Annotated in this window: 22 protein-coding genes, 4 tRNA genes and 1 other RNA gene; 5 read left to right on the top strand and 22 right to left on the bottom strand. The window is 64.5% G+C overall.

Going from position 1 to position 23,969, the window contains the following annotated elements; translation table 11 throughout:
- Window positions 1–414: 414 nt before the first annotated feature.
- The 3 genes from XdyCFBP7245_RS10870 to XdyCFBP7245_RS10860 form a co-directional block, all read right to left on the bottom strand.
- Window positions 415–1,062 (bottom strand): response regulator, encoded by a 648-nt coding sequence (locus XdyCFBP7245_RS10870; RefSeq protein WP_104615660.1) that lies wholly within the window; start codon window positions 1,060–1,062, stop codon window positions 415–417.
- Between the two features lie 206 nt (window positions 1,063–1,268).
- Window positions 1,269–2,030 (bottom strand): sulfurtransferase, encoded by a 762-nt coding sequence (locus XdyCFBP7245_RS10865; RefSeq protein WP_104615659.1) that lies wholly within the window; start codon window positions 2,028–2,030, stop codon window positions 1,269–1,271.
- Between the two features lie 166 nt (window positions 2,031–2,196).
- Window positions 2,197–2,562 carry a DUF6164 family protein gene (locus XdyCFBP7245_RS10860; protein ID WP_104615658.1) on the bottom strand — a complete coding sequence of 122 codons (366 nt, stop codon included), beginning with the start codon at window positions 2,560–2,562 and terminating at the stop codon, window positions 2,197–2,199.
- 59 nt (window positions 2,563–2,621) lie between these two features.
- On the opposite strand from XdyCFBP7245_RS10860, the gene XdyCFBP7245_RS10855 reads away from it, so the two are divergent.
- The gene (locus XdyCFBP7245_RS10855) at window positions 2,622–3,053 is read left to right on the top strand and encodes an FKBP-type peptidyl-prolyl cis-trans isomerase (protein WP_170068609.1); all 432 of its coding nucleotides are present in this window, start codon (window positions 2,622–2,624) and stop codon (window positions 3,051–3,053) included.
- Window positions 3,054–3,064: 11 nt separating this feature from the next.
- Window positions 3,065–4,330, top strand: coding sequence for a TIGR03862 family flavoprotein (locus XdyCFBP7245_RS10850; protein WP_104615657.1), 1,266 nt, complete (start codon window positions 3,065–3,067; stop codon window positions 4,328–4,330).
- Here XdyCFBP7245_RS10850 and XdyCFBP7245_RS10845 read toward each other — a convergent pair.
- Entirely contained in the window at window positions 4,314–5,606 is a 1,293-nt protein-coding gene (locus XdyCFBP7245_RS10845) for a nucleotide sugar dehydrogenase (protein ID WP_104615656.1), read from the bottom strand. The two genes, XdyCFBP7245_RS10850 and XdyCFBP7245_RS10845, sit on opposite strands and share 17 nt — an antisense overlap.
- Before the next feature lie 140 nt (window positions 5,607–5,746).
- On the opposite strand from XdyCFBP7245_RS10845, the gene XdyCFBP7245_RS10840 reads away from it, so the two are divergent.
- Window positions 5,747–5,830 (top strand) — tRNA-Leu (locus XdyCFBP7245_RS10840).
- Between the two features lie 538 nt (window positions 5,831–6,368).
- Here XdyCFBP7245_RS10840 and XdyCFBP7245_RS10835 read toward each other — a convergent pair.
- The 8 genes from XdyCFBP7245_RS10835 to kdsB form a co-directional block, all read right to left on the bottom strand.
- Window positions 6,369–6,444 (bottom strand) — tRNA-Gly (locus XdyCFBP7245_RS10835).
- 78 nt (window positions 6,445–6,522) lie between these two features.
- Window positions 6,523–6,596: transfer RNA gene (locus tag XdyCFBP7245_RS10830), tRNA-Cys, on the bottom strand.
- 68 nt (window positions 6,597–6,664) lie between these two features.
- A tRNA-Gly gene (locus XdyCFBP7245_RS10825) sits at window positions 6,665–6,740 on the bottom strand.
- A gap of 36 nt (window positions 6,741–6,776) precedes the next feature.
- Window positions 6,777–7,409, bottom strand: coding sequence for a CDP-diacylglycerol--glycerol-3-phosphate 3-phosphatidyltransferase (gene pgsA, locus XdyCFBP7245_RS10820; RefSeq protein WP_104615655.1), 633 nt, complete (start codon window positions 7,407–7,409; stop codon window positions 6,777–6,779).
- Entirely contained in the window at window positions 7,409–9,265 is a 1,857-nt protein-coding gene (gene uvrC / locus XdyCFBP7245_RS10815) for an excinuclease ABC subunit UvrC (protein WP_104615654.1), read from the bottom strand. The genes pgsA and uvrC overlap by 1 nt, the downstream gene beginning before the upstream one ends.
- A complete protein-coding gene (locus XdyCFBP7245_RS10810) occupies window positions 9,262–10,680 on the bottom strand; it encodes a hypothetical protein (RefSeq protein ID WP_170068608.1) in 1,419 nt (472 codons plus the stop codon). Before XdyCFBP7245_RS10810 ends, uvrC begins: the two co-directional genes overlap by 4 nt.
- A 23-nt stretch (window positions 10,681–10,703) precedes the next feature.
- Window positions 10,704–11,168, bottom strand: coding sequence for a low molecular weight protein-tyrosine-phosphatase (locus tag XdyCFBP7245_RS10805; RefSeq protein WP_104615652.1), 465 nt, complete (start codon window positions 11,166–11,168; stop codon window positions 10,704–10,706).
- Window positions 11,165–11,944 (bottom strand): 3-deoxy-manno-octulosonate cytidylyltransferase, encoded by a 780-nt coding sequence (kdsB, locus tag XdyCFBP7245_RS10800; protein ID WP_104615651.1) that lies wholly within the window; start codon window positions 11,942–11,944, stop codon window positions 11,165–11,167. The genes XdyCFBP7245_RS10805 and kdsB overlap by 4 nt, the downstream gene beginning before the upstream one ends.
- Window positions 11,945–12,208: 264 nt before the next feature.
- Between kdsB and XdyCFBP7245_RS10795 the strand changes: the two genes are divergently transcribed.
- Window positions 12,209–12,284: non-coding RNA, sX9 sRNA (locus XdyCFBP7245_RS10795), on the top strand.
- 147 nt (window positions 12,285–12,431) lie between these two features.
- Here XdyCFBP7245_RS10795 and lpxK read toward each other — a convergent pair.
- Genes lpxK through XdyCFBP7245_RS10770 form a run of 5 tightly spaced genes read right to left on the bottom strand, consistent with a single transcriptional unit; the run spans window position 12,432 to window position 18,778 of the window.
- Window positions 12,432–13,469, bottom strand: coding sequence for a tetraacyldisaccharide 4'-kinase (gene lpxK / locus XdyCFBP7245_RS10790; RefSeq protein ID WP_104615650.1), 1,038 nt, complete (start codon window positions 13,467–13,469; stop codon window positions 12,432–12,434).
- Window positions 13,466–15,235, bottom strand: coding sequence for a lipid A export permease/ATP-binding protein MsbA (gene msbA / locus XdyCFBP7245_RS10785; RefSeq protein WP_104615649.1), 1,770 nt, complete (start codon window positions 15,233–15,235; stop codon window positions 13,466–13,468). The genes lpxK and msbA overlap by 4 nt, the downstream gene beginning before the upstream one ends.
- Entirely contained in the window at window positions 15,232–15,687 is a 456-nt protein-coding gene (locus tag XdyCFBP7245_RS10780; RefSeq protein WP_104615648.1) for an ExbD/TolR family protein, read from the bottom strand. The genes msbA and XdyCFBP7245_RS10780 overlap by 4 nt, the downstream gene beginning before the upstream one ends.
- A 3-nt stretch (window positions 15,688–15,690) precedes the next feature.
- Entirely contained in the window at window positions 15,691–16,320 is a 630-nt protein-coding gene (locus XdyCFBP7245_RS10775; RefSeq protein WP_104615686.1) for a MotA/TolQ/ExbB proton channel family protein, read from the bottom strand.
- The gene (locus XdyCFBP7245_RS10770) at window positions 16,208–18,778 is read right to left on the bottom strand and encodes a DNA internalization-related competence protein ComEC/Rec2 (protein ID WP_104615685.1); all 2,571 of its coding nucleotides are present in this window, start codon (window positions 18,776–18,778) and stop codon (window positions 16,208–16,210) included. The genes XdyCFBP7245_RS10775 and XdyCFBP7245_RS10770 overlap by 113 nt, the downstream gene beginning before the upstream one ends.
- 381 nt (window positions 18,779–19,159) lie before the next feature.
- On the opposite strand from XdyCFBP7245_RS10770, the gene XdyCFBP7245_RS10765 reads away from it, so the two are divergent.
- A complete protein-coding gene (locus tag XdyCFBP7245_RS10765; protein WP_104615647.1) occupies window positions 19,160–20,224 on the top strand; it encodes an SDR family oxidoreductase in 1,065 nt (354 codons plus the stop codon).
- 203 nt (window positions 20,225–20,427) lie between these two features.
- On the opposite strand, the gene lolD is transcribed toward XdyCFBP7245_RS10765, so the two are convergent.
- The 5 genes from lolD to XdyCFBP7245_RS10740 all read right to left on the bottom strand — a co-directional run bounded on the left by lolD (window position 20,428) and on the right by XdyCFBP7245_RS10740 (window position 23,967).
- Window positions 20,428–21,162: a lipoprotein-releasing ABC transporter ATP-binding protein LolD gene (gene lolD / locus XdyCFBP7245_RS10760; RefSeq protein ID WP_161961624.1), complete on the bottom strand. Its 735-nt coding sequence runs from the start codon at window positions 21,160–21,162 to the stop codon at window positions 20,428–20,430.
- The gene (locus XdyCFBP7245_RS10755) at window positions 21,155–22,396 is read right to left on the bottom strand and encodes a lipoprotein-releasing ABC transporter permease subunit (RefSeq protein WP_104615646.1); all 1,242 of its coding nucleotides are present in this window, start codon (window positions 22,394–22,396) and stop codon (window positions 21,155–21,157) included. Before XdyCFBP7245_RS10755 ends, lolD begins: the two co-directional genes overlap by 8 nt.
- Before the next feature lie 23 nt (window positions 22,397–22,419).
- A complete protein-coding gene (locus XdyCFBP7245_RS10750) occupies window positions 22,420–22,872 on the bottom strand; it encodes a hypothetical protein (protein WP_104615645.1) in 453 nt (150 codons plus the stop codon).
- Complete coding sequence (locus XdyCFBP7245_RS10745; RefSeq protein ID WP_055854170.1) at window positions 22,823–23,071, bottom strand: FAD assembly factor SdhE; 249 nt, start codon at window positions 23,069–23,071, stop codon at window positions 22,823–22,825. The genes XdyCFBP7245_RS10750 and XdyCFBP7245_RS10745 overlap by 50 nt, the downstream gene beginning before the upstream one ends.
- 113 nt (window positions 23,072–23,184) lie before the next feature.
- The gene (locus XdyCFBP7245_RS10740; protein WP_104615644.1) at window positions 23,185–23,967 is read right to left on the bottom strand and encodes a succinate dehydrogenase iron-sulfur subunit; all 783 of its coding nucleotides are present in this window, start codon (window positions 23,965–23,967) and stop codon (window positions 23,185–23,187) included.
- Window positions 23,968–23,969 lie beyond the last annotated feature (2 nt).

The following is a 23,969-nucleotide window of genomic DNA, read 5'->3' as shown; positions in this document are numbered from 1 at the left end:
ACATGGAGCGTCAATAAAACACCTGCGCAACAGCCAGATACGCGCGGTTCTGAGTCAGGATCGGACATGCACTGCGCGGCGGACAGGTCGGTGCGCCGCATGTCGATCTAGCGGCGCTTGCAACCGCGCATTTCGCATGGCTGCGATAGAGCAGTCGGTCCAGTTAGCTCCATTTGCCTACGCCGGCCACAGGATCGTCACACTGGCCGGCAGTAATGCGGCGCACACCGTTCTCACGCTATCCGCCCAGTCGGGGTGCGCGGCCTCACTTACCTGACGATTGCTCGCTATGGCTCGTTAGTCACATTGACCGCCATGCAGAAACAGTGAACAGGCGCATAGGAACTCAGGTCCACCGAATCACTCAACACCGCTTAAGCAACGCGCAGAGACGACTGCTGAGGGTGAAAAGCGTTACATCGTGCGAGCAGGATCGGTCAGGCCGTATTGATTCGCCAGGCGTGCGAGAGCGATGTTGTCCTGGATGCCGACCTTTTCGAACAAGCGTGCCTTGTGCGTGTTGATCGTCTTGGCGCTGAGATTCAGCCGCTTGGCGATGTCTTCCTGTCGCAGACCTTGTGTCAGCAACAAGGCAACTTCCAGCTCGCGTGGCGACAATGCGTCGAATGGCGAGCTGCCACCTTCCAGATTGGACAGCGCAAGATTCTGCGCAATCGTATTACCCAGGTAGCGCCGCCCCAATGCAACCTCGCGTACTGCGCGCAACAGCTCATGCGCGTCGCCGCCCTTGCCGACATATCCGGATGCGCCCGCTTCGAGCAGACGCTTCGGCAGCGGGCCATCCTCCAGCACCGACACGATAATCACGCGCGTGCCGTAATCACCCTTGACGATGCGCTCGGTGATTTCCAAGCCACTGACGCCGGGCAAATGCAGATCGCACAGCACGATATCTGGCTTGAGCTGACGAATCTGCGGCAATGCCGCTTCGCCGCTCTCTGCCTCACCCACGACATCGACGTCCACTTCCTTGGACAGGATCATCTTCATGCCGGTACGCACGAGTGCATGATCGTCGATCAGAAAAACTCTGATGGTCATCCTTGTTGTCCTCGCTGTGCGGCTGGCTGGTGCAGCCTAGCTCCGTGAATAATTCAGGGCAAGCTCGATGCGACGTATTACATAAAAGTTAGAGCGAAAAGCGCTCTCTTTTCGCATGTCGCACTGCGCGATGTGCCGCTGCAGTGTGGTCGCATGATGCAAGTACCTGCAAGACCGGCTGCATCGGGCAATGCAGTCGCGCCCGGTCAGACTTTTCCGGGTTCGGCGGTCCGCGCATCGTCCACCAGAGGGCGCAAGGCCGGATCGAGTGCCACGCGCTCATCGAACACGAAACAGCGGCCGTCATAGCCTTCGCCGCCGACTTCTTCGAAATAGCCCAGGATTCCGCCTTCCAGCTGCAGCACGTTATCCATCCCGTCGGCCTGCATCCACAGCGCCGCCTTCTCGCAACGGATACCGCCGGTGCAGAAGCTCACCACCGTGGCATCGGCCAATGCTGCACGATGCGATTCAAGCGCTGCGGGCAACTCGGTGAACTTGTCGATCGGCAAGGTCAGTGCGCCCTGGAACGTGCCATAGGCCACTTCCTGTGCGTTGCGCGTATCCAGCAGCACCAGCGGGCGACCGCGCTCATCTCGCCCGTTGCGGATCCACTCGCGCAGCACCGCAGGCGTCACCGTCGGCGCACGGCCTTGCAGCGGCGATGCATCGCCGCGACGGAAGCTGATGATCTCCGGCTTGACCTTGACCTTGAGCCGCGCAAACGGCTGGTGCGCGCTCTGGCTGTATTTGATGCGCATCTGCGCAAAGCGTGGATCGGCCTGAAGCCAGCGATAAAACGCGCCGATCTGCTCGGCGGCGCCCGCCAGAAACAGATTGATACCCTCTTCAGCCACCAGCACGGAGCCCTTCAGCTGCTGCTGCTCGGCGCACAGCAGCACGCTTTCTGCCAGCTGCTGCGGGTCCTGGACGGTGACGAAGTGATACGCCGCGGTATTGGTGATCATGCGGGTATTTTAAGGTGCCCGATCCTGGGTAGCGAGCGTTTGTCGAACGATCCATCTACCTGCAGGCAGCGGGCGCAGACCGCGCTGACTCAATGCGCGTCAGGACAACAGGTATACGGATGTGCCCCGCTCCCACCACCATCGCCGCTCACGGCGCTGAGTGCCGTCAGCCGCGCAGCAGCAAAAATGGCAGCAGCACCAACGATGCGACGATCAGCATCCCCAGCAGCGTGACGATCACGAACACCGGTCGCTTGCGCAGCAATGCACCAAACGTCTCTGCAGTGCCCGCAGCAATCGCTTCCTGCCGCTGCGCCCGCGCCAGCGCGCCACGCTGAGCCTGATACGCATCCAGCACCGCCTTGGCGCGCGGGTAGTCGGCATCGTCGCTAAGCCAGACGCCGCCAGCAGAAATGCCCCAGTTGCTGGGCCGGGTCTCGTAGATCTGCACCAGGTGTTCGCGCAGCAATGCCCTGACCTCGTCGGCTTCGTCGTCGGGAACATTACGCAGATTGAGCAGCAGCTTGGCCATGGCGCGATGATAACGGGAGCCAGGTGCGATAATGGCGTCCTTCCTTCATGGATCACCCCATGCGCCTTCTGTTGACGCTCTGTGCCGCCTTGCTGCTCGCCAGCTGTGCACCTGCTCTGCCGCCGTCCGGTGGCACCATCGCCAGCTTCGAGCGGATCGACCGCACCGTCGGCACCGGCGCGGAAGCTACTCCGGGCGCGATGGTTACCGTGCACTACACCGGCTGGCTGTACGACGAAAAAGCGGCCGACAAGCACGGCAAGAAATTCGACAGCTCGCTCGATCGCGCAGAACCGTTCCAGTTCGTGCTGGGCGGTCGCCAGGTGATCCGGGGTTGGGACGACGGCGTTGCCGGTATGCGCGTGGGTGGCAAGCGCACCTTGATGATTCCGCCGGACTACGGGTATGGCGATAACGGCGCAGGTGGCGTGATTCCGCCCGGTGCATCGCTGGTGTTCGATGTGGAGCTGCTCGGCGTACAGCCGCGCTGAGTGCCTGAGCAATGATGGATGCGAACAGACCGCGGCTGGCGGTGATTGGCGGCGGGCCTGCGGGGTTGATGGCCGCTGAAGTCGCGGGCGCTGCCGGCATCGCGGTCGATCTCTACGAAGCCAAGGGTTCGGTGGGGCGCAAGTTTCTGATTGCCGGCAAGGGCGGGCTGAATCTCACCCACTCCGACCCGATGCCGCTGTTTGCGCAGCGCTACCGCGAGCGCACCTCGGCGGTGGCATCGTGGCTGCAGGACTTCGATGCGGACGCCTTGCGTACCTGGGCGCGCGATCTGGGCGTGGAGACCTATGTCGGTAGCTCGGGGCGCGTGTTCCCGATCGATCGCAAGGCTGCGCCGCTGCTGCGCGCTTGGGTGCGCCGACTCAAGGAACAGGGCATCAACTTCCATGTGCAGCACCGGTGGTTGGGCTGGAACGACGACGACGGCGCGCTGCAGTTCGCAACGGCTGCGGGCGAGATCGCATGTCATGCCGATGCAGTGGTGCTGGCGCTGGGTGGCGGCAGTTGGCCACAGCTTGGCTCGGATGGGCGGTGGCAGGCAACGCTGCAGCAGCGCGGCATCGCCGTTGCGCCGCTGGTGCCTGCCAACTGCGGTTTCGATATCGACTGGAGCGCGCATTTTGTGCAACGGCATGCGGGAGCGCCGCTCAAGCCGGTCGTCGCACACTGGCGCGATGGCGCCGGCGTGCAGCACGCGTTGCAGGGCGAATGCGTCGCGACCGAAAACGGAATCGAAGGTAGCTTGATCTATGCAATCGCCGCAGAGTTGCGCAACCAGATCGATGCACACGGCCACGCCGAGCTTGGCCTTGATCTGGTGCCGGGACGCACGTTGGAACGAGTGAGCGCAGAGTTGGCCCTGCCACGCAAGGGGCGCAGTTTCAGCGAGCATTTGCGCCGCCAGCTCGGCATCGAAGGCGTCAAGGCCGCACTGCTGTACGAACACCTCGGCAAACAGGCCGGCGACGATCTTGCGCGGGTTGCACGGACGCTCAAGCACCTGCCGCTGCGCCTGCTGAGGACGCGCCCGCTGGCCGAGGCAATCAGTTCAGCCGGTGGCGTGCGATTGGAAGCGCTGGACACGCAGCTGATGGCGCTCGCGCAACCTGGCGTGTTCTGTGCCGGCGAAATGCTCGACTGGGAAGCGCCAACCGGCGGCTATCTGCTGACCGCGTGTTTTGCCAGCGGCCGACGCGCCGCGCTCGGCGCCGTGGATTGGCTGCAACACCGCCACGATCGCGTCACAGGCGATCGCTGACGGCCGCGCGCGGCCATACCGACTTGACGTCGTACACCACCGCGCCCGGCTTGCCGAGTGCGGCGATGCGCTCCACGTCGTAATCGCGATACTGCGCATGAGCGACTGCCAGCACGACCGCATCGTAGGTCCCCTCGTCCGGCGACTCGCAGAGCTGCACGCCACCATGCTGCAGGGCTTCGGCCGGGTCTGCCCACGGGTCGCAGGTATCGACGTGCACGCCGGCCGCCTGCAGCAGCTGTACCAACTCCAGCGCCCGGCTATTGCGCAGGTCCGGGCAGTTCTCCTTGAAGGTGGCACCCAGCACCAACACCCGCGCCTGCGCCAGCGTTACGCCGCGCAGCGCCAACATGCCGCAGACGCGCTCGGCGACATGCCGGCCGACGCGGTTATTGACCTGGCGCGCGGTGTGGATCAGGTCCGGGTGGTAACCCACGCTCTCGGATTTGTGCATCAGATAGTACGGATCCACCCCGATGCAGTGGCCGCCGACCAGGCCGGGACGGAACGGCAGGAAATTCCACTTGGTTCCGGCCGCTTCGAGCACGTCGAGCGTGTCGATTCCGAGTTTGTCGAAGATCAGCGCCAGCTCGTTGACCAGCGCGATATTGACGTCGCGCTGGATGTTTTCCACCACCTTGGCCGCTTCGGCCACGCGCATCGACGACGCGCGCCACGTGCCTGCGGTGATGATGCTGGTATACAGCGCATCGACTATGTCGGCAGCCTGCGGCGTCGAGCCGGAGGTGATCTTGCGAATATCGCGCAGGCGCCGCTGCCGGTCGCCCGGATTGACGCGCTCGGGGCTATAGCCGCAGAAAAAGTCTTGGTTGAAGCGCAAACCGGAGGCGGCTTCGAGCAGCGGCACGCAGACTTCTTCGGTGGTACCTGGATACACGGTGGACTCGTAGATCACCAGATCGCCGGGCTTGAGCGCGGCGGCAATCAAGGTCGTGGCGCTACGCAACGGCTCCAGGTCCGGCTGCTCAAAACTGTCGATGGGTGTCGGCACGGTGACAATGAAAATGCTGCAGCTCGCCAGCTCAGCGGCGGTTGCGCTGTAGCGCAACTGCGTTGCCGCGGCCAACTCGGCGGCGTCCAGCTCCAACGTGGCATCGTGACCGTCGTGCAGCTGCGCGACCCGCTGCGCATCGATGTCGAAGCCCAGGGTGTCGCGGTGCTCGCCAAACGCCACCGCCAACGGCAGGCCCACGTAGCCGAGTCCGATGACGGCAATGCGTGCATGCAGCAGTGGGAGAAGCGTGTTGCCTGACATGCGGTTCCTTGGGATCGTGTGCGGTGGGTACCGCGCGGCTGTGCGGCGGCAGCATAGCGCACGCGGCATGTCTCAGGCCTTGGGAAGAATCGTCGCTTGGAGATTCACAATCGCCGCGCAATCAGGCACGCTATCGCAATGCCCGGGTGGCGAAATTGGTAGACGCAAGGGACTTAAAATCCCTCAGCTGCAAGGCTATGCGGGTTCGACCCCCGCCCCGGGCACACTCAGGCAAGTGACTTTGCCGCAAGACGCGATGACGCTGCCTCTTTAAGGATGCTTCCCTGCCGCGATGAAGCCGCTCCCTGCAGTCGGCATGTCAGGGAGCAACACCACCCACCCGCAATCACTGCGACGCGTGCAGCCTGCAATGCGCGGGCAAGCGGCAACGCATGTTTCATGTACAGAAATGCGTCCGCGCCTTCCATCTCCGCAATGACCTGCGAAATTCTCTTGCAGGCGTCTCACTGCACTGCAGTCGACACGTGATATCCAAGCTCGGGCCGTCAAGCAAGATGTCGATCGCATTCGCACGTGCCGCAAAGTGAATCGAGGCACGACCTGTGCCCGCTCGACCTGGCGCCAACCACCAGCTACGTGAGCAAGCCTGCCGCGTACGCACACGCACTATTGGCTTTAGCGTCATCCAGCAGCTTTCTTAAGCCAAAAGCCAGGTTTCACGACAGCGTGTCACCAAACAAAAGGCTCTTTACGACAAAAAACAAAAACCCCGGATATCGTGGGATATCCGGGGTTTGAATTTGGAGCGGGAAACGAGACTCGAACTCGCGACCTCAACCTTGGCAAGGTTGCGCTCTACCAACTGAGCTATTCCCGCATGAAAATAAATTGTACAGCTTGTCACTTCGTTACGCTAGCCCCGCTATCGTTGCCGATGCGAAATAGCGACTGCATATGGAGGCCTGGGCCGGAATTGAACCGGCGTACGCGGATTTGCAGTCCGCTGCATAACCACTCTACCACCAGGCCGAAACATCAAACCCAAGGCATCCTGCCTTGAAACAACGAGACCTCGGACAGGGGGCCTTGTCTAAATCTGGAGCGGGAAACGAGACTCGAACTCGCGACCTCAACCTTGGCAAGGTTGCGCTCTACCAACTGAGCTATTCCCGCTTGGGAGGCGAAATTCTACAGCGAACAGGATAGCTGTCAACTGTTGCTTTCGATTTTTTTCGGCTTGTTGCTGATCGCCGCTTTTTCGTCGGCGCGCAGACTCGGCCATGCCGCCTGCAGATACTGAAAACCGGACCACAACGTCAGCAGCGCAGCGATCGCCAGTGTCCAATAGCCGGCACGGAAGATCAGATTGCCCAGCCAGATTTGATGCGTGGGCATCTGGCCGGGAGTGACCGAATACAGCAGGCAAAGCAGCGCGACCATCTGCGCCGTGGTCTTGATCTTGCCGATCGCTGCAACGCGCACCTTGGCGCGCTGGCCGATCTCTGCCATCCACTCACGCAATGCGGAGACTGCGATCTCGCGGCCTACGATGACGGCCGCCCAGAACGCCATCCACGGCGTGGGATGCCCCTGCACGATGAGGAACAAGGCGACGGCGACCATCAACTTGTCGGCAACCGGATCGAGGAACGCGCCGAACGCGGAATACTGGTGATACCGCCGCGCGACCCAGCCATCCAGCCAGTCGGTGATGGCGGCCAGCGCGAACACACCGGCCGAAGCGAAGTTCGTCCAGGTGTATGGCAGGTAGAAGACCACGACCAACACCGGGATCATCAGGATCCTCAGCAGTGTCAGCCACGTGGGGATGGTCAACTTCATTACGGACTCGACTCGCCTGCCGCATCGGGAAGCGCCAGCCCGTGCAGGTTAGCGTAGATTCGCGCAGCAAGTGCGGCATTGACCCCGTCCACCCGCGCAATCTCGGCTTCGCCGGCCGCCTTGAGACCGACCAGGCCACCGAAATGCTTGAGCAGGCTCGCGCGGCGGCGTGGTCCGATGCCAGGGATATCCTCGAGCTTGCTGGTCATGCGCGCTTTCTGGCGGCGCCCTCGATGGCCGGTGATCGCAAAGCGGTGCGCTTCGTCACGGACCTGCTGGATGAATTGCAGCGCTGGCGAGGCTGCGCCCGGTCGCAGTTCGCGGCCGTCGGCCATGATCAGCGCCTCGTGCCCTGCCCTGCGTTCCTCGCCCTTGGCCACGCCGACCAGCACGACGTTCTCCACGCCAAGGTCGGCCAACGCGGCCTGCGCCTGCGCCAGCTGGCCGGCACCGCCGTCGATCAGCAGCACATCGGGGAGGACGCCGTTTTCTTCCACTGCACGCCGAAACCGCCGTTCGATCGCCTGACGCATCGCCGCGTAATCGTCGCCCGGCGTGATGCCGGAAATATTGAAGCGGCGATACTGGCCGCGCACCGGGCCGCTGGCGTCGAACACCACGCACGACGCTACTGTGGCCTCGCCCATGGTGTGACTGATATCGAAGCATTCCACGCGCTTGACCTGCTCGGCCAAGCCCAGCATCTCGCGCAGCGCTTCGCTGCGTGCGTGCTGCGCGCTCTGGCTGGTGAGCTCGGTCACCAGGGTCAGCTGCGCGTTGCGGGTCGCCAGCAACAAGTAGCCGGCGCGCTCGCCACGCACGTTCCACTTCAGCGCCACCTTGTGCTCGGCGGCGGTGCTGAGCGCGGCCTCGATCAGTTCGGCCTCGGGAATTTCGCGATCCAGCAAGATCTCGCGCGGCGGCGAATGTTCGGCGTAGTACTGCGACACGAAGGCCGCCAGGATTTCGTCGGCACTGTCTTCGCCGTTGGTCTTGGGAAAGAACGAACGCGTGCCCAGATTGCGGCCATCGCGGAAGCTCAGCAGCAGCACGCAAGCCTGACTGGACTGGGTGGCGCAGGCCAGCACATCCAGATCGGCGGCGCGGCCGTCGACGTACTGGCGGTTCTGCATACCGCGCAGCGACGACAGCAGATCGCGCAGACGCGCGGCACGCTCGAATTCGAGCGCTTCGCTGGCCTGCTGCATCGACTGCATGATCTCTTCGCCGAGCTGATCGCTCTTGCCTTCCAGAAACATGGTCGCGCGGCGTACCGATGCGGCGTAATCGGGCGCGGCCACCAGATCTACGCACGGGCCGCTGCATCGGCCGATCTGGTACTGCAGGCACGGCCGCGAGCGGTTGCGAAACACGCTGTCTTCGCAACTGCGTAGCTTGAACAGCTTATGCATCAGGCTCAGCGTTTCGCGCACGCCGGTCACGCCGGTGTAGGGGCCGAAATAGCGCCCCTGCACCGCACGCGGGCCGCGGTGCAACGCGATACGCGGCCAGTCTTCGCGCGTCAGCAGGACGTATGGATAACTTTTGTCGTCGCGCAACGACACGTTGTAGCGCGGCGACAAGGATTTGATCAGCTGGTTTTCCAGCAGCAGCGCTTCGGCCTCGCTGCGGGTCACGGTGACGTCCATGCGCGCGACCTGCGACAGCATCGAGGTCAGCCGCGCATTCTTTGGCGTACCGTTGAAATAGCTGCCCACGCGCTTGCGCAATGCGCCGGCCTTGCCGACGTACAGCAAGGTGTCGTCGCTCGCATACATGCGGTAAACGCCGGGCGCGGTGCTCAATTGCGCAGCAAACGCTTTTCCATCGAAGTCGGCGTGGGGCCTTGCGCTCATTCGTCTATCGCAACATCACTCAGTGCGCCGCTTGCAAGGTCGTAACGCAAGACGGCGTGGGCATCGGTTTCGGCAATCCAGACTGCGCCAGCGGCGACGGCCAGCCCGGCCGGGCCGTGCAGACGTCGCGGCAGCTCGACCGTGGTGAGTTCGCCGCCGCCCAGACGCAGGCAGCGCAGCCGTCCGTTACCGGTGTCGGCAATCCACAGCATCGGCGAGTCGGCGCCCAGTGCGATGGCTTGCGGAAATTGCAGGCGCGCGGTGCTGCGGGGGCCGTCTTCATCGCCGAAATGCCAGATGCCCTGCCCGCCCACCAAGGTCTGCACCAGATCGCCGCGCAGCTGCATGGTGCGGATCGACGAGCCCAACCCATCGCACACGTAGGCAACCTGCTGCACCGCCGCCAACCCTGCCGGTTGCGCGAAGGCCGCGAGATGACCGCTGCCGTCGCGAATTTCAAGGGACCCGGTGCCGGCACGCGCGCTCAGTGCAGCGCGTCCCAGGTCGTAACTCCAGATGCGGTTGTCGCCGGCCATGGCAATCAATACCTGGTTGTCGGCAATGGCCAGACCTTGCGGATAGTTCAGTGCAGACGCACCGGCAAAGGCCAACGGCCCTTCCACCGGCTCGCCTGAGCGACCGGTGCCGCATAAGGTGTCCACCTGCCCGCTGCGCAGGTTGATGCGACGCAATGCGTGATTGCCGGTGTCGGCGACGTACAGCTGATCGCGCTCCAGCGCCAGACCCTGCGGGCGCCTAAAGGCCGCCTCGCCGGTACCGCCATCGATGAGATCTGCATTGCCGTGGCCGAATTGCCGCAGCACCCGGCCGCCATGGGTGCATTCGAGCACGCGGTGGTGCCCGGTATCGGCGATGTACAGACGGTCTTCGGTCGCGGCAAGACCGGTCGGAAAGCGCAGCGCCAGGCGCGGCTCGGGGTCGCGTTCTGCAATGCCTTGCAAGTCGGCGTCGGAAGGCGGTTGCTGGCCTTCGCACAATGCGGCCAGGGCCTTGTCCAGATCAGCGGTGACACCCACCAGGCGCTGGCGCTCGCGGCCATAGGCATCCAGCAACACCAGGGTGGGCCAGGATTCGATACCGAAGCGGCGCCAGGTTTCCCAGTCCTTGTCGAGCAGGATCGGCGCGCTGACGCCGTGCCCGCGCAGTTGCTTGAGCGAGCGTTGCGGCAGGCGTTCGCTATCGAAGCGCGGCACCTGCACCACGATCACCTGCAGCCGCCCGGGGCTACGCGCCTGCCATTGCGCAAGCTCGGCAAGACGCTCGGCGCACCACACCGAGCTGGCATTGACGAACGCCAGCACGAGCGCGCGGCCGCGATGCTCCTGCAAGGTGGATGGCCTGGCATTGAGCCAGGTAGGAAATTCCGGCAGTTCCTGGGTGAGCTGGGCAGTCATGCGGTAATTATGCCCAAGCGTGATTAGCCGCGGGTGAGTCTGGCGACCGTCTGTCGCGCCGCGGTATCGACCAGTTGCCAGACGTCCTCGAAATCCTTGCTACCGCCGGTGTACGGGTCCGGAATTTCGTCGCGCGCATCCACGCCAGCCCACGGTAACCACAACGCGACCTTGTCGCGTTGCGCTGCCGGCGCCAGACGCTGCAGATCGCGCAGATTGTTATTGTCGGCGCACAGCAGCCAGTCGAAGTGATCGAAATCCTCGTCGCGCACCTGCCGTGCGCGCAGGCCGGAGATATCCACGCCGTGTCCGCGTGCGCAACGGATGGCGCGTGGGTCGGGCGGATCGCCGGCGTGCCAATCGCCGGTACCGGCCGAATCGACCTCGATGCGGTGCGACACGCGTGCCTCATCCAGCCGTGCGCGCAAGGCGCCCTCGCCCATCGGTGAGCGACAGATATTGCCCAGGCACACGATCAAGACCTTCATGCCGATGCCACCCGCGCTTGCGCACGTGCCAGATCGTCCGGCGTATCGATACCCGGCGGAAATTGCTCGGGCGTCAACGCAACGGCGATGCGATGACCGGCTTCCATCGCACGCAGCTGTTCCAGCGACTCGATGCGTTCCAGCAGCCCGGGCGGCATCGCTGCGAACTGCTGCAGAAACCCGGCGCGATAGGCGTAGATGCCGATATGACGCAGCCATTGCCCCTCCTCGGGCAAGCGGTCGCGCTGACTGGCGAAGCTGTCGCGGTGCCAGGGAATCGGCGCACGGCTGAAATACAGTGCATCCCCGCTCGCGCTGCGCACCAGCTTGACCACATTCGGATCGAACAGATCGTGCGCGCTCTCCACCTGCGCGGCCAGCGTAGCCATCTCCGCGCCGGAGCGCAGCAGCAGCTCGGCGACCGCGCGAATGCCGGCAGCCGGCGCAAACGGTTCGTCGCCTTGCAGATTCACCACGCAGGTGTCGGTGTCCCAGCCGGCGATGCGCGCGCATTCGGCCAGGCGATCGGTGCCGGAGACATGGTCGCTGCCGGTCATCGCCACGTGCACGCCCGGCACGCCCTCGATCGCGTCTGAAATTCGTACGTCATCGGTCGCGACCCATACCTCGCGTGCGCCTGCCGACAATGCCCGCTCGGCCACGTACTGAATCATCGGACGATCGCCGATCGACTGCAGCGGCTTGCCCGGCAGGCGCGTGGACGCGTAGCGCGCCGGAATGGCGACGACGAAATCGGCAGACAGGGTGTTGGTCATGTGGTTGCGCTCTCGGCAGCAAGGAGTGTTGGAACGGCGGGACCATCTAGCATGCATCGCACTCTTGCATCAGCAGCGCCGGCGAAAACTGCCGCGCTGCGACGGGTGGCTACGGTTGCAGCAGTACAGCATGGCGCCAGCAGTCGTATAGCCACTGTCGCTGGTGCGGCCGCGCAAGGATGCAGCCCTCGTGCTGGAACAGGAGCGGCGAACACCATTCCCGCGCTCAGCGCCAGGCCGGCGCGTGCCGGTGCCCGGTGTGGCTTGTCCCACGCGTACAGTGCGGTTCTGAGCGCACGGCCCGCCCCACCTGACGACTGCTCGCACCGTGTTGTCAGCCGCTCCACGCGCGGCGCGTGCCTGCGCAGTGTCTCAGCAAGCCCATCGCTGTCCGGTCTGAAGCGGCATTGATCATCGGGCGAACCCCAAGGGCGACGCGCAACCGCTCCTGCATCCGCAGCGAGCGCCGCACGACACACCGCCAAGATCAAACGCCCTGCCGGCTGGCCAACTTGTCCAGCCGATCCAGCAGACTCACCCAGAACGCCGCCGGCAACTCTGCCTTAAGCGGCACGCTATACAGCCACTCGTCGGCGAATGGCCGGCACTTCACCGCATCCTTTTCGGTCATCAGCACCGGCAGGCGGCTACCGAAACTGAAATCTGCCGCGCGATACACATGATGATCGGGAAAGGCATGCGGGACGACGCCGATACCGCGGGCGCGCAACATGGCAAAAAAGCGCTCCGGGTGCGCGATACCGGCCACGGCGTGCACGCGCTGGCCGGCCAGCATGCTCAGCGGTTGCGCCCGTTTGCCGTCCATTGGCTGCACGCTGTCGATGCTCAGGCGCAGCTGCCATTCGCCGAAACCGGCGTCGTCCATTGTCTGTGGCGCGGTGGTGGCGCTTGCCCGGCCCAGATTGACCACGCGGAAGTCGCAATCGTGCGCGCGCGCCACTGGTTCGCGTAGCGGCCCGGCCGGTAGCAGGCGGCCATTGCCATAACGGCGCTGTCCGTCGACCACTTCGATTTCCACGTCGCGTGCCAGCCGGTAATGCTGCAACCCGTCATCGCAGACGATGATGTCGCACCCCGCCTCGACCAGTGCGCGCGCGGCGGCGACACGGTCGCTATCCACGCGCACGCGTGCGCCGGTCTTCCAGGCGATCAACACAGGCTCGTCGCCGCCAAGTGCGACTGCCGTGTCCGCATCAACCCACCGGGCAGTGCCGGAATCATCGCGGCCATAACCCCGACTGGCGACGCCAGGGGTCCAGCCGGCTTCCTGCAGCTTGGATACCAAGGCAATGGTCAGTGGGGTCTTACCGGTGCCACCGGCAGTGACGTTGCCGACCACGATCACCGGCACCGGCACGCCATGCCGCTTGCGCCAGCCGCGCCGGTAGAGACCGCGCCGCAATGCGATGGCGGCGCCGTAGATGGGCGCCAGCAGGCGCGCCGGCAGCGGAATCGGCGCATTGTCGTACCAATACCCCGGGGTGCGGGTGCCGCGCTTGCTCATGCCTGACGTTCGCGAAACTGCATGCCGTGCAGATGCGAATACAGCCCGCCCTGCGCCAGCAATTCGTTGTGCGTGCCGCGCTCGACGATGCGGCCCTGGTCCATCACCAGCACCTGATCGGCATGCTCGATGGTGGACAGCCGGTGCGCGATCACCAACGTGGTGCGGTCCGGCATCAGTTTGTGCAAGGCATCCTGCACCAGTCGCTCGGACTCGTTGTCCAGTGCCGCAGTGGCTTCGTCCAGGATCAAGATGGGCGCATCCTTGAGCATTGCGCGCGCGATCGCCAGACGCTGGCGCTGCCCACCGGACAGCCGCCCGCCTTTGGTGCCGACATGCGACTGCAGGCCCTCGGGCAGTTGCGCCACGAACTCCATCGCATTGGCGCCAAGGATCGCGCGCTCCAGTTGGCCGGCATCTGCCGTGCGCATTTCGCCATAGGCCACGTTGTCGGCGATGCTGCCGTCGAACAGCATGACCTGCTGGCCGACCAGCGCGATCTGGCGACGCAGATCGGCCAACGAGTACGCCTGCACCGGGTTACCGTCGAGCAGGATCTGCCCGGCCTCGGCCTCGTAAAAACGCGGGATCAGTTTGATCAGGCTGGACTTGCCGCTCCCGGAGCGGCCGACGATCGCCGTCACCGTACCGGGCTGCGCGACGAAGCTGACCTCGGCCAGCGCTGGATTCACCTGCCCCGGATAGCGCGCGGTCACATCGCGAAACTCGATCAAGCCCTTCGCACGCGTCAGCGGCACCGCGCCCTGATCGGGTTCGTCCGGGCTGTCGAGTACCGAGAACAGCCGCTCGGCCGAGGCCAGGCCGCGCTGGACCATGTTCTGCACATTGGTGAGCTGCTTCAGGCCCGGGATGATCGTCAGCATCGAGGTCATCAGCACCACGAAGTCGCCAGCGGTCAGGCGTCCCGCCAAGGCCTGGGCACCGGCGACGAACAGCAGCGCCGACAACCCGATCGCACCGATCATTTGCACAGTGGCGGTAGAAATGCCGCGGGTGGATTCCACCTTCATTGCCAGCCGCAGATTGCGATCGGCCAGCGCGCCATACCGCTCCATCTCGGTCTGCTGGGCGCCGTAGATCTTGACCTCCTGGTGGCTGGACAAGGTTTGGTCGGCGGCCTGCAACAGATGCGCGCCGCTTTCCTGGATGCTGTGGCTGATGCGTCGATACCGACGTGCCACCTTGTCCATCACCCACGCCAGTACCGGTGCGAGCACCAGAATGGTCAGCGTGACCTGCCAGCTGTGCCACAGCATCAGCGCCAATGCGCCGATCACCTGCAGCGACTGCTGGATCATCACCTTGACCGCATCCACCGCAGCCTGTGCGACTTGATCGGAGTCCGAGCCCAGGCGGATCAGCATCGACGGGACCGGTTCGGAATCGAAGCGCGAGCCCGGCAGGCGCAGATACTTGGCCATCACCTTGACGCGCAGATCGCGCGCGATGCTGCGTGCGGATTTGCCCATCGCCATGTCGGTGATATAGCCGGCAACCCCGCGCACCACGAACAGCAGGATGATCTGCACCGGCAGCCAGCGACTGACTTCGGCGTTCTTGTAAATGAAGGTTTCGTCGGTGATCGGCTTCATCAACGCCAAAAAGCCGGTGGTACCTGCGGCTTCAACCAATGCGGCAATCAGCGCGGCGATCAGCAACAGCCGATACGGCTTGGCGAAAGCCAATAGGCGACGGTACGTGCGCCAGGACGACACTGGCGCCGGGCGGTCGTTGGTGGTGGTCACTGGCGGGTTCCGTTCTTGCTTGTTTTACCGGCGGCGCCGGTCTGGGGCGCAGTCGCAATGGCGATGCGCCGAAAGCCAAGTTGCCCCAACGCATCCTGCGCGGTGACAACGGCCTGATACGGCGTACGCGCATCGGCGCGCATCAACACCGTCTGCTCGCGGTCGTCGCCGGCGATCTGAGCGATGGTCTGCTTCAGCGAGTCCACATCCGAGCGCAACACTTCCTGGTCGTTGATGAAGTAATGCCCGTCGGCATTGACCAGCACGCTGAGCGAACGCGGCGGCGCGCTGGTGTTCTGGTCGCTGGCGGTCGGCAATTGCAGCTGCAGCGTGGAGCGTGCGTCGAAGGTCGTGGTCACCACGAAGAAGATGATGAGGACGAGAATGACGTCAATCAATGGCACCAGGTCGATCTGCGGCTCGTCCTGGCTTCGGTCGCTGCCGATGCGCATCCGTCAGCCCTTTGCCATGACAGGCTTGCTGCCCGCTGCTGCCGGTGCTGCGGCCACAGGCGCTCCGCGGCCTTCCATGGTGTCCAGCAACAGCGTGGCTTCCTGCTCCATCTCGATGATATAGCCGGCAATGCGCCCCTTGAAGAAGCGATGCGCCATCAGCGCAGGTACCGCGATGATCATGCCGGTGGCGGTACACACCAGCGCCTTGCCGATGCCGCCGGCCAGCTGGTTCACATCGCCCACGCCGTGATCGAGGATGCCCAGGAACATCTGGATCATGCCGACCACCGTGCCGAGCAGCCCCAACAGCGGGCCGGCCGACGCGATGGTGCCCAGCGCGTTCAGATGGCGCTCCATGCGATGCACCACATGGCGACCGGTGTCTTCGATACGTTCACGCACCAGATCGCGCGGACGGCCACGGACATCCAGTGCAGCAGCCAGTAGCGCGCCCAGTGGCGAATTGCGCCGTAGCGACTCGATATGGGTGGGGTCCAGCTTGCCGCGCGCGGCCCAGTTACGGACCTCTTCGCCCAACCCCGGCGGCGTCACCTCGTTGCGGCGCAAGGTCCATAGACGCTCCAGCACGATCGCCAGGGCGATCACGCCCAGCAACAGCAACGGCACCATCGGCCAACCGCCCGCCTTGACCAGCTCCAACACGATTCGATTCCTCCGGCAACGCGGCCGCCTGTTCGCTGGCCGATAGGATAGCAGTCGACCGTCGCCGTTCCGCAGCATCCCATAGACGCGGCTGCCAGCGCCGTCGTTCGCGGACCTGCAGGCCGTCCGCGCCCAGCCATACCCTGATCGCACCGGACCGGGCGGTGTCGAGCAATTCCGCGCCATTGCCCTGCCAGCGCTGGACCACCTGCGCGCGGGGATGGCCGAAACGGTTGCCATACCCGGAGGACACCAGCGCCAGCCGCGCGCCCGTGGCGGCAACGAAGCGGGCGTGGGAGCCATCCGCACTGCCATGGTGCGGTACCACCACCACCTCGGCACGCAGCCCGGCAACCTGCTCGCGCATCAACCGATGCTCGATGAGTTCATCGATATCGCCTGGCAACAACGCACTGGCATGCCGCGTCTCAACCCGCAGCACGCAGCTGGACTGATTGCGCAGGTACGGAAAGTCCGCACCTGGATGCAGAAAGCGAAAGCGCACGCCATCCCACTCCCACTGCTGGCCGGCTTGGCAGCGCGCACTGACGTCCAGCGGCGCGCCCGGCGGCGCTGCCGTCATCGCGACCGGCAGCCCTGCACGCACTGCTGGGTAGCCACCGGCATGATCGGCATCGGCATGACTGAGCACGAGTGCATCCAGTTGACGCACCCCGAGCGCGCGCAAGGCGGGCAGCACCACGCGCTCACCGGCGTCGAACCCGTCGCGTACTGCGGGGCCCGTATCGAACAGCAGCGCGTGCCGTTGCGTGCGCACCAACACCGCAAGACCCTGCCCCACATCCAGCACTTGCAGGTCGGCTTCGCCAGCGCCGGGCAACGCGCGATCCGGCCATAACAGCGGCAGCCACAGCAGCATCGCCACGGCCTTGCCCGGCGTGCCTCGCGGCAGCAATAGCCAGAACGCGCCCAGCAACGCTGCAATCAGCGCAATCCCGTCGGATTCGGGCACCCACCACAACGCCAGCGTGGTCTGCCCAAGCCAGACGAACGAAGGCCAGGTCAGCTCGAAGCACCAGCCGGCCAATTGCCACGCCCACAGGCCCGCACCAGCCCGCAGTGCTTCGAGCGCCGTTCCCAGCAGACACAGCGGCACCACGACAAAGGTCCACCAGGGAATGGCGACAAGATTGGCCAATGGCCCCACCAGCGATGCTTGCCCAAACAAACTGACCGTCAGCGGCAGCAAGCCGACGGTGGCGACGGTCTGCGCGGACAGGAAGCCGCGCAGAATGCTCCGGTCATCTGCGGGCAGGCACCACACCAGCCAGGCAACGCCGGCAAAACTGAGCCAGAAGCCTGCCACCAGCACGCTCAGCGGGTCCCATACCAGCACCGCGAACAAGGCCAGCGCGAGAATCTGCGCGGTTGTGGCGCGTCGCCGCGCGACCCGCGCCAGTGCGACGACGGCGATCATCAGCACGGTGCGGACCGTGGGCAGCGCCAGCCCTGCCAACATCGCGTACGCAGCCGCGCCGAGTAGCGCGGCGATGGCCGCAGCGTGCACGCGCGGCATCACCAGACCCAAACCCGGCCGCCATCGCCACACGCCGGCCACCGCCAATGCAAAGAACGCGGCAACCAGGCCGACATGAAATCCGGAGATGGCGATCAAATGACTCAGCCCGGTCGCGCGCAGGGTCGCCCATGCCGCATCGTCCAGTCCGCGCGTGTCGCCCAATGCAAGTGCGCGCAGGTAAGGCGCGGAAGGACCGGAGACCTGTTCGGCAATCCGCAGCGACATCCGGTCGCGCCAGGCATCCACGCCACGCGGAGCGGCAAGCTCGCGTGCAGCGCCGAGATCGCGCACATACCCGGTGGCCGCGATGCGCTGCGCCAACGCCTGACGCTCCGCATCGAACCCACCCGGATTACGCAGACCGCGCGGTGCTCGCAGCTTGAGCTGCAGTTGCCAGTCCGCCCCGGCACGCAAGGCAACACGCGGCCCGATCTGATCGGCGCCGAAGGGGTCGTACCACGCCAGTTGCAGCAGCTTGCCGCGCAGGGCCGCCGGCTGCGTTTGATCATGATCGACGCGCAACTGAAAGCGCGTACGCCGTTGCTCGGCCACCGGCAGCCCGACAATTCGGCCACGCACGCGTATCTCGCGCGCTTCGTCACGCGGCAGCAATTGCGCCTGCAAGGTCTCGGCGACTTGCCAGCCAGTCAGCCCGAAGCCCGCCCCAGCCGTCGCAAGCACCAGCATCCACGCAGCTCGCCGCGGACGCAGCCACCGGGCGAGCGCGATGCCCAGCGCCCCCGCCAACAGGCAGGCGGCGTAGAGCGCCTGCGGCAGTAGCGCCGGCGACCACGCACAAACGACCACGCCCAGCAGCAACGCGACTGCCACTGGCACTGCCGATGCAAGGCGCGGCAATGGCGCTGCGTGGCCTGACACATCCATGTTGCTGCTCAATCCTGATCGTCCTGATCCAGGAAGCAACGCTAAGTCAATCACTGCGTTGCCGACAGCGGTGGTTTGCGCGCAAGACAGTCAGAAGAGACCGGATCTGCTGTAGCACATTGCCGGCATGTCACTACTGGGTGCGCATGCCAAACGCCGAGGCGCGCGTGCGGCCAAGACCGTCGGTGATGAAACTCACGGTCTGATCGATTGACGTCCGCGCGTCCGTTCGGCCGAGGCGAACACGTAGAACCGTGTAGTTCAATGAGACAGGGCCGATGCGAAGCGCCTGAGGTTTTCAGCAGGTCACGCAGCCCGGCATTCGCCTCGATTTCATGATCAACGGGCTATGTTCGACGCTGTCTTTGAGGAGTTCCCCACATGCGTAAAGGCATTGCATTGATTGTCGGCGTGACCGGCATCTCCGGTTACAACCTGGCCAACGTGCTGGTAGCCGACGGTTGGACCGTTTACGGCCTGGCGCGCCGCCCGCTGCAGCACGATGGCGTCATTCCTGTCGCCGCCGATCTGCTGGACGCCGACAGCACCAACAACGCGCTGCGCGGTCTGCCGATCACCCACGTCTTTTTCTGTACCTGGACGCGTCGCGACACCGAACGCGAGAACGTCGAGGCCAATGGCGCGATGATGCGGCACCTGTGCGATGCCTTGAGCGACGCGCCGCTGCAGCACATGGCGCTGGTCACCGGCACCAAGCACTATCTTGGCGCGTTCGAAAACTACGGCAGCGGTAAGGCCGAAACGCCGTTCCGCGAGAGCGAGCCGCGCCAGCCGGGCGAAAATTTCTACTACACGCTCGAAGACCTGCTGTTCGCGCACGCGGAGCGGCATGGTTTCGGGTGGAGCGTACATCGCTCGCACACCATGATCGGCATGGCCAATGGCAGCAATGCGATGAACATGGGCGTGACGCTGGCGGTCTACGCCTCGCTGTGCAAGCACACCGGCCAGCCGTTCGTGTTTCCAGGCTCGCAGGCGCAGTGGAACAGCCTCACAGATCTGACCGACGCCGGCCTGCTCGGCCGTCAGCTGGCCTGGGCAGGTCTCAGCCCGGGGGCGCGCAACCAGGCCTTCAACACCGTCAATGGCGATGTATTCCGCTGGCGCTGGATGTGGGGCGAGATCGCCGCGTTCTTCGACCTCGATGCAGTCACCTGCCCCGATACGCCGCAGCCATTGGAAGCGCGCCTGACCGACACCGCACCGGCGCTGTGGGCCGAATTGGCAGCGCAGCACAATCTGGTGGAGTCGGACGTCAATCGTCTGGCCTCGTGGTGGCACACCGATGCCGACCTGGGCCGCGAGATCGAGTGCGTCAACGATATGACCAAGAGCCGCGAGTTGGGCTTCCTGGACTTCTACGACAGCCGCGCCTCCTTCTTTGAGCTGTTCACCCGGTTGCGGGCCCTGCGCATCATTCCCTGATCGATGCCAAGGCATCACTGCAGGTCGCAATGACCTGCAGTGATGTGGATAGAGGTGGAGTCCAGAGGTTCGGAGCAGCTAACACAACGACTGTGCTCACCACCAAACGGCCGCGCTGCGAATCTCGCACGCAGCGATATGCGGCCCGAAATACGTTTACTTATTGCGCGACACGACCGGCAACCCGATCGCGTCGACCGCACTCACACTGCCGACGGTGCCAGCTCGCGCAACTTGCCTTGATGCAGCTCCAGCACACGATCCAGGCGACGTGCCAGGCTGCGGTCGTGAGTGACCAACACCAGGCTGGTGCGCTGTGCGCGGTTGAGTTCCAGCATTAGCTCGAATACGGTGCCGGCGGTCTTGTCGTCGAGATTGCCGGTGGGCTCGTCGCCCAGCACGCATCCCGGCTTGTTCACCAGCGCACGCGCCACCGCACAGCGCTGACGCTCGCCGCCGGACAGCTCGCTGGGCTTGTGCTCGATGCGATGGCCGAGCCCGACCGATTCCAGCAACTGCAATGCCTGCCCGCGCGCCACCGCCACCTCCTTGCCCGACAGCAGCACCGGCATCATCACGTTTTCCAGCGCGGTGAATTCCGGCAGCAGATGATGGAACTGGTACACGAAGCCCAGCGCCTGGTTACGCAGCCTGCCGCGCTCGCCATCGGACAGCGCAGACATGCGCCTGCCAGCGACATACACCTCGCCCGACGTCGGAATATCCAGCCCGCCGAGCAGATGCAGCAACGTGCTCTTGCCCGCGCCGGACGCGCCGACGATCGCCACCGTCTCACCGGTTGCCACCGACAGATCCAGACCATCGAACACCGGTGTGCGCATCTTGCCTTCGGCGTAGGTCTTGGCCAGCGCCTCGGCGCGGATCACCACATCTGCTGGAGTTGACTTCTGCACGCGCGATTCCAGGATCTCATTCATAACGCAACGCCTCCGCCGGCTGGGTGCGCGAGGCGCGCCACGCCGGGTACAAGGTCGCCAGAAAACTCATCACCAACGCCACCACCGTGATCACCACCACATCCTGGGTTTGCATGTCGGTGGGCAGACCGGTGATGTAGTACACATCTTCGGGCAGCAGTTTGACGCTGAAGATCGCCTCGATCAGGCCGAGAATGCGCTCCAGATTGAGCGTCAACACGATGCCGCCGATCACCCCCATGATCGTGCCCATGAAGCCGATCAACGAGCCCTGCACCATGAACACCTGCATCACTCCGCCAGGCGACAAGCCCAGCGTGCGCAGGATCGCGATGTCTGCCTGCTTGTCGGTCACCAGCATCACCTGCGACGACACCAGATTGAACGCCCCCATCGCCACGATCAGCGACAGCAGGATGCCCATTACGGTCTTTTCCATCTTCAACGAGTGATAGAGATTGGCGTTTTCCTGGGTCCAGTCGCTCACCCGGTACGGGCCGTGCAACTTCAGCGCCAGATCGCGCGCGACGTTCCAGGCCTGATCCATGTCGTGCAGGCGCAGCCGCACGCCGGTGACGCCATCCATGCGCAAGACCCGCCCCAGATCCTGCATGTTGACCACGGCCAGGCCGCGATCGATCTCGTTGTAGCCGGCTTCGAAAATGCCGCTGACGGTGAAGCGCTTGAGCCGCGGCATCGCGCCAAGCGGCGTGGCCTGCGTGTCGCTGAGCAAGACCACAATGCTGTCGCCCACATCCACGCCCAGCCAGAGCGCCAGCTCCTTGCCGATGACGATGTTGTAGGAACCCGGAGTCAGGCTATCGACCGAGCCCTGCTGCATCTTCTTGGCCAACACCGACACCTTGTTCTCTTCGGCCGGAACGATGCCACGCACGATGGCCGGCTGCTTGCGCGGGCCCTGCAGTAGCGATTCGGTTTCGATATACGGTGCGGCGCCGGCAACGCGCGGGTCGGCCATGGCGACCTCGACCGCATGCTGCCAGTCGCGCATCGGCGCACCTTCGGCGCTGACGGTGGCGTGCGCGGCCATCTGCAACAGGCGGTCGCGGATTTCCTTCTGAAAACCGCTCATCACCGCCAACGTGGTGATCAGCACGGTGACGCCCAGGGCGATGCCCAGGATCGATGCCATCGAGATAAACGAGATGAAGCCATTGCGCCGCTTGGCACGCAGGTAGCGCAAGCCGATGGCAACCGGGATAGGTTTGAACATGCGGTTCAACCAGAAAAGGGACGCTATGGTGACACTTGCGGACGCCCGGACGAAATCGCGTGTGCCTGGGCGGCCAGACGCAGTTCACGTCGTTGCGGCGCCGGCAAGGTATCCGGCCAGAAATGCAGGCGCTCGCGACGCGCATCCAGCCCCGTCCACGACACCACCGCAATCGGCCCGCGCCAGGCAACCTGCAGGTTCTGCACCTGGGTGCCGTCAATGCTGGCGGGGCTCTCGCTCCACGGCACCACCAACTGCCGCACTGGCGAGCGCAACAACAACCACAGCGACCTCGCAACCGATGCCGGTACGCCGATGGACAGCATTCCAGCCAGCCAGAGCGGCACACCGCTACGCCAGACGGCGCACAGTGCCAGCACGGCGAGCAGGCTCAGTGCGCAAACAAGCCCGCGCGAAGGCCGCCACTCAAGCCGGCAAGGCGCGGATATCGGCAATGAGTGCGGCGTTGGCGACATCCGGGCAAGCCTCGTAACCCATGAACCAGCGCCACAACTTATCGTCTTCGCAATCCAGCAGCTGTAGGAAAACCGCGCGCTCTGACTCGGAAGCCTGCGCCCAGCGCTGATCCAGATAGCGCCCGAACAGCTGATCCAGCTCGCGCATGCCACGCCGGCAACGCCAGCGCAGCTTTTTCAACAAGGTTTCTTCGTCCATCTCTCTCTCCACCCTGCCCTGCGGCGGGGGCGAAAACGACAGCGGCACCTGACCATCGGGCCGGTGCCGCTGCGAACCACATCCCGCCAATGCGAGACCTCGGTGCCTTGCGATCAGGCGCGACGGGCCATCATCAATTTCTTGATCTCGGCGATCGCCAGCGCAGGATTGAGCCCCTTCGGGCAGGTCCGTGCGCAGTTCATGATGGTGTGGCAACGATACAACTTGAACGGGTCTTCCAGATCGTCCAGGCGCGCGCCGGTGTCTTCATCGCGCGAGTCGATGATCCAGCGGTACGCCTGCAGCAGGATGGCCGGGCCCAGGTAACGTTCGCCATTCCACCAGTAGCTCGGGCAGCTGGTCGAGCAGCACGCGCACAGGATGCACTCGTACAGGCCGTCCAGCTTCTTGCGGTCTTCCGGCGACTGCAGGCGTTCGCGATCCGGGGGCGGCGGGGTCTGAGTGCGGATCCACGGCTTGATCGACGCGTACTGCGCGTAGAAGTGGGTCAGGTCGGGTACCAAATCCTTGATCACATCCATGTGCGGCAGCGGGTAGATCGGCACTTCGGCCTTGCCGCAGTCGCCGATCGCCTTGGTGCAGGCCAGCGTATTGGTGCCGTCGATGTTCATTGCACACGAGCCGCAGATGCCCTCGCGGCACGAACGACGGAACGCCAACGTCGGGTCGATCTCGTTCTTGATCTTGATCAGCGCGTCCAACACCATCGGGCCGCACTTGTCGAGATCGATCTCGTAGCTGTCGGTGCGCGGGTTGGCGTCGCCATCCGGATCCCAGCGGTAGACCTTGAAGGTGCGCGTGTTCTTGGCGCCTTGCGCAGGGTAATGCTTACCCTTGCCGATCTTTGAATTCTTGGGGAGGGTGAACTCTGCCATAG

The sequence above is a fragment of the Xanthomonas dyei genome, assembly GCF_002939865.1.
Lineage (GTDB): Bacteria > Pseudomonadota > Gammaproteobacteria > Xanthomonadales > Xanthomonadaceae > Xanthomonas > Xanthomonas dyei.
Note: the sequence above shows the minus strand (reverse complement) of the source record. Positions and strands in the feature narration are given on the sequence as shown.

What these genes read in the sequence shown, in the direction of transcription:
- XdyCFBP7245_RS10860 (WP_104615658.1), bottom strand. Translation starts at nt 2,562, where the DNA reads ATGGCCAAGCTGCTGCTCAATCTGCGTAATGTTCCCGACGACGAAGCC.
- XdyCFBP7245_RS10810 (WP_170068608.1), bottom strand. Translation starts at nt 10,680, where the DNA reads ATGACTGCCCAGCTCACCCAGGAACTGCCGGAATTTCCTACCTGGCTC.
- XdyCFBP7245_RS10750 (WP_104615645.1), bottom strand. Translation starts at nt 22,872, where the DNA reads ATGTCGCCAACGCCGCACTCATTGCCGATATCCGCGCCTTGCCGGCTT.
- XdyCFBP7245_RS10865 (WP_104615659.1), bottom strand. Translation starts at nt 2,030, where the DNA reads ATGATCACCAATACCGCGGCGTATCACTTCGTCACCGTCCAGGACCCG.
- XdyCFBP7245_RS10855 (WP_170068609.1), top strand. Translation starts at nt 2,622, where the DNA reads ATGCGCCTTCTGTTGACGCTCTGTGCCGCCTTGCTGCTCGCCAGCTGT.
- kdsB (WP_104615651.1), bottom strand. Translation starts at nt 11,944, where the DNA reads ATGACCAACACCCTGTCTGCCGATTTCGTCGTCGCCATTCCGGCGCGC.
- uvrC (WP_104615654.1), bottom strand. Translation starts at nt 9,265, where the DNA reads ATGAGCGCAAGGCCCCACGCCGACTTCGATGGAAAAGCGTTTGCTGCG.
- XdyCFBP7245_RS10870 (WP_104615660.1), bottom strand. Translation starts at nt 1,062, where the DNA reads ATGACCATCAGAGTTTTTCTGATCGACGATCATGCACTCGTGCGTACC.
- lpxK (WP_104615650.1), bottom strand. Translation starts at nt 13,469, where the DNA reads ATGAGCAAGCGCGGCACCCGCACCCCGGGGTATTGGTACGACAATGCG.
- XdyCFBP7245_RS10845 (WP_104615656.1), bottom strand. Translation starts at nt 5,606, where the DNA reads ATGTCAGGCAACACGCTTCTCCCACTGCTGCATGCACGCATTGCCGTC.
- XdyCFBP7245_RS10805 (WP_104615652.1), bottom strand. Translation starts at nt 11,168, where the DNA reads ATGAAGGTCTTGATCGTGTGCCTGGGCAATATCTGTCGCTCACCGATG.
- XdyCFBP7245_RS10765 (WP_104615647.1), top strand. Translation starts at nt 19,160, where the DNA reads ATGCGTAAAGGCATTGCATTGATTGTCGGCGTGACCGGCATCTCCGGT.
- XdyCFBP7245_RS10745 (WP_055854170.1), bottom strand. Translation starts at nt 23,071, where the DNA reads ATGGACGAAGAAACCTTGTTGAAAAAGCTGCGCTGGCGTTGCCGGCGT.
- XdyCFBP7245_RS10770 (WP_104615685.1), bottom strand. Translation starts at nt 18,778, where the DNA reads ATGGATGTGTCAGGCCACGCAGCGCCATTGCCGCGCCTTGCATCGGCA.
- XdyCFBP7245_RS10740 (WP_104615644.1), bottom strand. Translation starts at nt 23,967, where the DNA reads ATGGCAGAGTTCACCCTCCCCAAGAATTCAAAGATCGGCAAGGGTAAG.
- lolD (WP_161961624.1), bottom strand. Translation starts at nt 21,162, where the DNA reads ATGAATGAGATCCTGGAATCGCGCGTGCAGAAGTCAACTCCAGCAGAT.
- XdyCFBP7245_RS10780 (WP_104615648.1), bottom strand. Translation starts at nt 15,687, where the DNA reads ATGCGCATCGGCAGCGACCGAAGCCAGGACGAGCCGCAGATCGACCTG.
- XdyCFBP7245_RS10775 (WP_104615686.1), bottom strand. Translation starts at nt 16,320, where the DNA reads ATGGTGCCGTTGCTGTTGCTGGGCGTGATCGCCCTGGCGATCGTGCTG.
- XdyCFBP7245_RS10850 (WP_104615657.1), top strand. Translation starts at nt 3,065, where the DNA reads ATGATGGATGCGAACAGACCGCGGCTGGCGGTGATTGGCGGCGGGCCT.
- XdyCFBP7245_RS10755 (WP_104615646.1), bottom strand. Translation starts at nt 22,396, where the DNA reads ATGTTCAAACCTATCCCGGTTGCCATCGGCTTGCGCTACCTGCGTGCC.
- pgsA (WP_104615655.1), bottom strand. Translation starts at nt 7,409, where the DNA reads ATGAAGTTGACCATCCCCACGTGGCTGACACTGCTGAGGATCCTGATG.